7 protein-coding genes are annotated in these 7327 nt (G+C 70.3%); 3 read left to right on the top strand and 4 right to left on the bottom strand.

Annotation, left to right across the window (positions count from 1 at the left end; genetic code table 11):
* The 3 genes from ACOADB_RS26670 to ACOADB_RS26660 all read left to right on the top strand — a co-directional run.
* The coding region (locus tag ACOADB_RS26670) for an EscU/YscU/HrcU family type III secretion system export apparatus switch protein (RefSeq protein WP_378606161.1) at window positions 1-846 on the top strand (846 nt) is incomplete at its 5' end.
* Window positions 847-983: 137 nt separating this feature from the next.
* Window positions 984-3059 (top strand): flagellar biosynthesis protein FlhA, encoded by a 2076-nt coding sequence (flhA, locus tag ACOADB_RS26665; protein ID WP_378606158.1) that lies wholly within the window; start codon window positions 984-986, stop codon window positions 3057-3059.
* On the top strand, window positions 3056-3331 hold the full coding sequence (locus tag ACOADB_RS26660) for a hypothetical protein (protein ID WP_378606155.1): 276 nt from the start codon (window positions 3056-3058) through the stop codon (window positions 3329-3331). Before flhA ends, ACOADB_RS26660 begins: the two co-directional genes overlap by 4 nt.
* Here the strand turns inward: ACOADB_RS26660 and ACOADB_RS26655 are convergent.
* The 4 genes from ACOADB_RS26655 to ACOADB_RS26640 form a co-directional block, all read right to left on the bottom strand.
* Window positions 3312-4883: a GAF domain-containing sensor histidine kinase gene (locus tag ACOADB_RS26655; RefSeq protein ID WP_378606152.1), complete on the bottom strand. Its 1572-nt coding sequence runs from the start codon at window positions 4881-4883 to the stop codon at window positions 3312-3314. The two genes, ACOADB_RS26660 and ACOADB_RS26655, sit on opposite strands and share 20 nt — an antisense overlap.
* Window positions 4884-4991: 108 nt before the next feature.
* Window positions 4992-5432: a YiiD C-terminal domain-containing protein gene (locus ACOADB_RS26650; protein WP_378606148.1), complete on the bottom strand. Its 441-nt coding sequence runs from the start codon at window positions 5430-5432 to the stop codon at window positions 4992-4994.
* A gap of 35 nt (window positions 5433-5467) precedes the next feature.
* On the bottom strand, window positions 5468-6280 hold the full coding sequence (locus ACOADB_RS26645; RefSeq protein ID WP_378606145.1) for an alpha/beta fold hydrolase: 813 nt from the start codon (window positions 6278-6280) through the stop codon (window positions 5468-5470).
* A gap of 128 nt (window positions 6281-6408) precedes the next feature.
* Window positions 6409-7327 (bottom strand): MMPL family transporter (locus ACOADB_RS26640; RefSeq protein ID WP_378606142.1); only part of this gene is annotated, 919 nt, incomplete at its 5' end.

Here is a 7327-nt window from a genome sequence, read left to right as displayed (position 1 = left end):
CTGGTGGTCGGCGTGGTCGCCGCACTGGCGCAGGGCGGCTTCTACCTCTCCCCCAAGCTGGTCAAGCCGGACGCGAAGAAGCTCGACCCCATCAAGGGCGCGAAGCGGGCGTTCGGCCCCCACGCGTTGTGGGAGGGCGTGAAGGTGCTGGCCAAGAGCAGCGTCGTGGCGTTCCTCGCCTACGGCGCCGTGCGCTCGATGATGCCCCTGGTGGGCGACGTGCTGCCGATCGAGACCGTGCTGGGCCTGCTCGCCGACGAGGTCTCCCACCTGATCCTCAGCGTCGCGGTCGCCGGCCTGGGCATGGCCGCTGCCGACTACGCGATGATGCGCCGCCGGATCGGCAAGCAGACCCGGATGAGCCACAGCGAGATCAAGCAGGAGCACAAGCAGGCCGAGGGCGACCCGATGATCAAGAGCGCGATGCGCAGCCGCCAGCTCGCGGCCGCCCGCAACCGGATGATGGCCGACGTCGCCACCGCCGACGTGCTCCTGGTGAACCCGACCCACGTGGCCGTGGCGCTGCGCTACGACCCGTCACGCGGCGCTCCGCGGGTCGTTGCCCGGGGAGCCGGGGCGATCGCCGCGAAGATCCGCGAACGGGCCGCCGAGGAGCGCGTCCCCCTCGTGCAGGACGTCACCCTCGCGCGCGCCATCTACCGCAGCTGCGAGGTCGGCCAGGAGATCCCCCGCGAGCTCTGGGCCGCCGTCGCGCAGGTGCTGGCCTTCGTGCTCAGTCGCCGCAACGCCGGTCAGTACGGCGGAAAGCACCGCTCCCCTCGTCGTACCGAGGAAGTGCCGGAGGTCCTCACCGCGGCCGGACGGCGGCGGGCGATCGGCACCTGACGGGTGCAGGAATCCCTCAACCCCGCACCGCTGCGGCCGATCAGGCAGTACGACGCCAGGACGGCGTCCCCATTGCAGTGCCACGGACGGCGCTCGGCTGTCGACCCCGGTCGACCCGCGAGAGGCTGATCCACCCCATGGACGTGAAGTCGCTGACGAAGCTCGGTGTCCCGCTCGGCATCGTGATGATCGTCGTGATGCTCGTGGTGCCCCTGCCGGCCGTGCTCCTCGACGTGCTGATCGCACTGAACATCACCGGCGCGCTGCTGGTGCTGATGGTCGCGATGTTCATCCACAAGCCGCTGGAGTTCGCCGCCTTCCCGTCGGTGATCCTGGTGATGACCCTGTTCCGGCTGGCGCTCAACGTGAGTGCGACCCGGCTCGTCCTGGTCGACGGGTACGCCGGCAAGGTGATCGACACGTTCGGGCACTTCGTCGTCGGCGGGTCCCTGATCGTCGGCCTCATCGTCTTCTCGATCCTGCTCGTCATCCAGTTCCTCGTGATCACCAACGGCGCCGGCCGTGTCGCCGAGGTCGGGGCGCGGTTCGCCCTCGACGCGATGCCCGGCAAGCAGATGGCGATCGACGCGGACCTCAACTCCGGCCTGATCGATGAGGACGAGGCGCGTCGACGGCGGGCCGAGGTGCACGCCGAGGCCGACTTCCACGGCGCGATGGACGGTGCGTCGAAGTTCGTGAAGGGCGACGCGATCGCCGCGATCATCATCACGCTCGTCAACCTCCTCGGGGGTTTCGCCATCGGCGTCGCCCAGAACGGCATGCCGTTCGGCGAGGCGATCCAGACCTACTCCCTGCTCTCCATCGGCGACGGCCTGGTCTCCCAGGTCCCGGCCCTGCTGCTGTCCGTCGCCACCGGCCTCATCGTCACCCGCTCGGTCGCCGACTCCGACATGGGTTCGGACATCGTCGGCCAGGTCTTCGCCCGCAAGATGCCGTTGCGCGTGGCCGGGTTCGGAGCCCTGGGGCTGTGCCTGATCCCCGGCCTGCCGAAGATCCCGTTCCTACTCGTCGGAGGGCTGTTCCTCATCGCCGCCAGCCGGATCGACGAGAGAGCGGCCGAGGCGGAGGCCGCCAGCGGTACGACGACCGGCGAGCTCGTCGAAGCACCCGACTCCCCCGAGGCCCTGGCCGCCGAGATCCGCGTCGACCCCCTCGGCCTGGAGCTGTCCGCCGACCTGATCGACCTCGTCGATGCCCGCGCGGGCGGCGACCTGCTCGACCGGGTGAAGGCGCTGCGCCGGAAGGTGGCCGGCGAGCTCGGCATCGTGATCCCGCCGGTGCGCACCCGCGACAACCTCGAGCTGCCGCCGAACACCTACGCCATCACGCTGTACGGCGCCGAGGTGGCCCGCGGCGAAGCGCCTCGTGGCACGGTGCTGGCCATCGGCGACCACCTCGGGTCGTTGCCCGGAACGCCCACCCAGGAGCCGGTCTTCGGGCTGGAGGCCAAGTGGATCCCGGCCGAGCTGCGCCACCAGGCGGAGATCGGTGGCGCCACCGTGGTGGACCGTGCGTCGGTCGTCACGACCCACCTCTCCGAGGTCGTCCACCAGCACGCCAGCCGCCTGCTCGGCCGCGAGGACGTCCGCCTGCTGACCGACATCGTCAAGCGCTCGCACCCGGTCGTCATCGAGGAGCTCACGCCGGTGCAGCTGCCACTGGGCGAGGTGCAGCGCGTGCTGCGGGCCCTGCTCGACGAGCGGATCCCGATCCGCGACCTGGTCCGGATCTTCGAGGCCCTGTCCGTTCGTGCCACCGCGTCCAAGGACCTGGACGGCCTCGTCGAAGCAGCGCGCGCGTCCCTCGAGCCGTCGCTCGCGTCGTCGTACGTCTCCGACGGCGTGCTGCACGCGATCAGCTTCGACCCGGCCCTCGAGCAGCAGATGCTGGAGGGCCTGCGTCCCACCGAGCAGGGTGCGGTGATCGTGCTGCACCCCGACGTCGCCCAGAACGTCCTGCTGGGTCTGGTCCAGAGCGCGCAGAACGCCGAGAATGCGGGCCTTCGCCCGGTCCTCGTCTGCGCACCCCAGCTCCGGGCCGCCGTACGACGACTGGTCGCGCCGGCCGTCGAACGGCTCCCCGTGCTGGCCTACTCGGAGCTGGGCGCGGCCCGTCAGGTGCGCTCGGTCGCGGTCGTCGGCTCCACCGGCGCCGTCGGCGCCCACCCGGTCCTCACCACGGCCGGTGCATGATGGCGCGCCGTCGTACCCGCCCCACACCGGAGACTCCGGCACTGATCGACCTGCGCGTGCTGTTCGTGGCTGCGCTGGTGGCCTCCCCGGCGGCGTACCGCGCCAGCCAGGGCCTGCTCACGGTCGACCAGGCGCTGACCCGGTTCCTGCTCGTGGCGCTCGCCTGCACCGCCGTGAGCACGCTGTTGCGGGCGGTCTGGCCGATGGTGGCCGGGCCTGCGCCCGAGCCCGTCCCCGTGGAGGCCGGAGAGATCAGCCCGCGACCGGAATGACCCACTGCAGGGTGGTGCCCTCGCCGGGCGCCGTCGTCACGTTGAGGTGACCGCCGAGCTCGGCAGCCCGCCCCGCGAGGTTCGCGGAGCCATGCCCCGGGGTCACGCTCGACTGATCGAACCCGACCCCGTCGTCCGCGACCCGGAGCCGGAACCACTCCGAGGACGCCGACATCTCGACCACGACCGAGGAGGCTTCGGCGTGCCGGGCGATGTTGGACAACGCCTCGCGCAGCGTGGTGAGCACGTGGGTGTTGGCTTCCGGCGCGAGCGCTCGCTCGACCTGGCCCGTGATGCGCAGCACCGGCTGGAAGCCCAGCACGACGGCGTACTCGCTGAGGAGTGAGCGGACCTCCTCCAGCAGCGGCTTCACGGGGCCTGCACCGAGCTCGAAGATCGCGGCGCGCAGCTCCTTGATCGCGATGTCGAGGTCCGTGATGGCGCCGTCGACGCGACCGCGCAGCTCTTCGGGGTCGAGCCCGCGCGCGCCCTGGAGCTGCATACCGGTCGCGAACAGCCGCTGGATGACGAGGTCGTGGAGGTCGCGGGCGATCCGGTCGCGGTCCTTGGCGACGAGCAGCTGCGCACGATCGCGCAGGGCCTGGTCACGATCGAGGATCAGGCCGAGCTGGAGTGCGGTGACGCCGACGAGGTCCAGCATCACGCCACGCAGCGACGGCGTCTCGTGGGCCTTCTCCACGACGATGGCCCCGGCGCCGCCGGACAGGCGGGTGTGGACGGGAACGATCAGGGTCGCGTTGCCCGGCGACTCCGGGATCCGGATCGGCATCCGCGCGTCCACCACCGCGCGGATCTCGGTGTTCAGCCGCTCGATGACCTCCGGCGCGGCCTCGGAGTCACCAGCCACCTGGAGGATCTCGATCAGGCCGTCGACCCGTCGGACGTAGGCGACCACCTGCGCATCGCACAGCTCACGCAGGGAGCCGACGAGCTCATCGAGCGCGTCCTGCACCCGGGCGCGACCCGACAGGTCGGTGCCGACCTCGCGGGTGCCGACCAGCCAGCGGCGGCGCCACTCGACCTGCTCGTACGCGCGAGCGTTGTCGATCATCACGCCGGCGGCGCGAGCCAGCGCTTCGACGAGCGCCTGGTCGCGGGCCGTGAACGGCGCGCCCCCACGCTTGTTCCCGAGGTACAGGTGGCCGAAGGCCTGTTCGTCGACCAGCACCGGGGCGCCGAGGAAGCTGTCGATCACCGGGTGCCGGTCCGGGTAGACGCCGGTCGCCGACGGGTGCGTGGTGACGTCGTCGATCCGGATCGCACGCCGCTCCCGCGGCACGAGGCCGAGCAGGCCGGAGCCGGTCGGCAGCTCCGTGATGTGCGCGAACTCCTCGGCCACGGCCGGGTTGGGCACCAGCTCGGTGAAGGCTCCGTCGTCGTCGACGATGCCCAGGACGCCGTACTTCGCATCGGTGAGCTCGCACGAAGCAATGACGATGCGTGTCAGCACGCCGCGCAGGTCGCGGTCGGACCCGATCGCCACCACGGCGTCGAGCAGGGCGCGTGCCTCCGGCGGCAGTTCGAGGTCCATCGCGTCGATCCCTCCCACAGCGATCGCTGACTCCTCAGGCTAGCGGGATTCTTTACTTTTGTCGGAGCTCGACACGGATCCGATCGGCATCGGAATCACGGACCTGAGTCAGAACCGCCGCAACTGGTAGATCCCACGGGTGCGCGCGACGACCGTCCCGGCCTCGTCGGTGACCTCGGTCAGCAGCTCGAAGTCGGACTTGCCGCGCTCGGCGTACTCCGCCAGGACGCGGGCGATCTCCTCGTCGCTGAGCGTGGTCCGCGCGACGACGTCGGTCATGGCAGGGCGCAGGAAGTCGATCTCCACCCGCTTGACCAGCGGCACACCGCCCTCCGCGGCGAGCGAGGTGCGGGCGAAGACGCCACCCAGCAGTTCCGCCACGGTGAACAAGGATCCGGCGTACGACGTCCCGAAGTGGTTCACGTTGGGCGCGCTCGGAAGGCGCGCCGCCACGGAGTTCGCCTCCGCCTCGATGACCTCGACACCCATCGCCGCAACGATCGGGATCAGTTCCTTGATGCTGGCGGTGATCTCGTCAGTGATGCTCATCGGGCCAACCTAGTGGCCCGATGAGCTCACGGGGATCAGGCGACGTCGTACGTCGAGAGGCCCAGGCGCGGGTGCGCCGAGCCCTTGAGGAGCACGTCGACCACGAGGTCGACGTCATCGATCATCGGGACGTGGCCGCACTTGGGCAGCGTGACGTGGGTGGCGTCCGGCAGTGCCTTGCGGGCGCGCTTCGCCTGGTACGGGAGCAGCACCAGGTCACGGGTTCCCCAGGCGACCGTGACGGGGATCGAGGGGTCGATCGGCCGATCGAACGGCTTGCCGCCGTCGATGATCGTCTTCAGGGCGGGCTTGGCGGCGACCAGTCCGCGCAGGTCGCCGAGCGCGAGCTCGGGGGTCAGGCGGCCGCCGTGGGTCATCAGCAGGCCCATGGCCGCCGCACGACCGGGCGCCGTGCGCAGGATGGCCGGGGCGATCGGCTGGGCGAGGGTCGCCGCGCCGGTCAGAGCGACGAAGACAGCGCGGATGTAGGCGAACTCCAGCGCGCCGCTCCAGAACCCCGCCGGGGCAAGGGTCGTGGCGCTGCTGACCAGGTTGTCCGCCGCCGCCTCGAGCGAGATCCGGCCACCGAGCGAGTTGCCCGCGATGTGGGGCCGATCAAGTCCCTGCTCGTCGAAGAAGTCGATCAGGATGTCGCGCAGCGTCTCCTGCACGGGACGCCCGTCAGGCACCAGCGCGGGCGACTCACCGTGGCCGGGAAGGTCAAGGATGATCACCTCGCGGTGCTCGGCGAGCCGATCGACGATCGGGTACCAGGCCTGCCTGCGGTGGCCGATCCCGTGGACCAGGACCAGCGGTTCACCCGAACCAAAGCGTTCGTGGGCAAGCATCTTGACCTCGCTTTCGCACGCCGCCGTTGGCGCACAGTTAGGTGCAACTTGTAGTTGCGCATACCGACAGTAGGCAAAGTGCTAACTGGGCGCAAGCATTCGGGCGAACGAGATTGATGTGGCTCACGTCACGCGGTCGGGCCGGTCTCGCTCAGCCCGAAGCGGTCGTGCAGCCGACGGAGCGGGCGGGGCGCCCACCAGTTCGCCTCGCCGAGCAGCCGCATCAGCGAGGGCACCAGCAGGGCCCGCACGATGGTCGCGTCGATGATCACGCCGAGCGCCATGCCCACGGCGATCTGCTTCATGAAGAAGACCGGACTCACCGCGAACGCCGCGAACACGACCGCGATCATCAGGGCCGCGGCGCTGATGATCCGCCCGGTCTTCGCGACACCGTGGGCCACGGCGTCCTCGTTGGACATCCCGCCGTCACGCAGCTCCTTGACCCGCGCCATCACCAGGACGGCGTAGTCCGTGGCGAGCGCGAAGGCCACGGCGAACAGGAAGACCAGGCTGGTGACCTCGACGGCGTACGGTCCGGGGTAGTCGAGCAGCCCGACGAGGAACTTGTGCTCGAAGACGATCACCAGGATCCCGAGGGACGCGGCGAGGGTCATCGCGTTCATCACCAGTGTCTTCAGGGGCAGCAGCACGGACCCGGTCAGCAGGAACAACAGGCCGACCGTGAGCGCGATGACCAGGCCGATGGTCAACGGAGCGTTGGCGACCAGGCTCTCCTTCTCGTCGACGAAGCTGGCCGTGTTGCCTGCGGTCAGCAGGCGGGCTCCGTCCGGTGCGGCCAGCTCCCGCACCTGCGCCAGTGCGTCCTGCGACCGGTCGGAGAGAGCCGGCCCGTCGAAGGATCCGATCGTGTAGGCCACGGTGTCCGAGACCCGCACGAACGGCGGGATCGTGTCGGCGACATGGTCGAGCGCCGCGATCTGCTGGCGCAGTCCTTCGAGCTCCGCGTCGGTCGCCGGTCCGTCCACGGTCAGCGACAGGCCCTCGGTCACGGCCCGGTCGTAGTGGTCGTCCAGGTAGGCGTTG

It is taken from the genome of Nocardioides sp. CPCC 206348 (assembly GCF_048654705.1).
Lineage (GTDB): Bacteria > Actinomycetota > Actinomycetes > Propionibacteriales > Nocardioidaceae > Nocardioides.
This window is presented reverse-complemented; position numbering and strand designations above follow the sequence as displayed.

Excerpts from the sequence above, each read along its gene's own strand:
- flhA (WP_378606158.1), top strand. The coding sequence starts at position 984 with ATGGACGTGAAGTCGCTGACGAAGCTCGGTGTCCCGCTCGGCATCGTG.
- ACOADB_RS26660 (WP_378606155.1), top strand. The coding sequence starts at position 3,056 with ATGATGGCGCGCCGTCGTACCCGCCCCACACCGGAGACTCCGGCACTG.
- ACOADB_RS26655 (WP_378606152.1), bottom strand. The coding sequence starts at position 4,883 with ATGGACCTCGAACTGCCGCCGGAGGCACGCGCCCTGCTCGACGCCGTG.
- ACOADB_RS26650 (WP_378606148.1), bottom strand. The coding sequence starts at position 5,432 with ATGAGCATCACTGACGAGATCACCGCCAGCATCAAGGAACTGATCCCG.
- ACOADB_RS26645 (WP_378606145.1), bottom strand. The coding sequence starts at position 6,280 with ATGCTTGCCCACGAACGCTTTGGTTCGGGTGAACCGCTGGTCCTGGTC.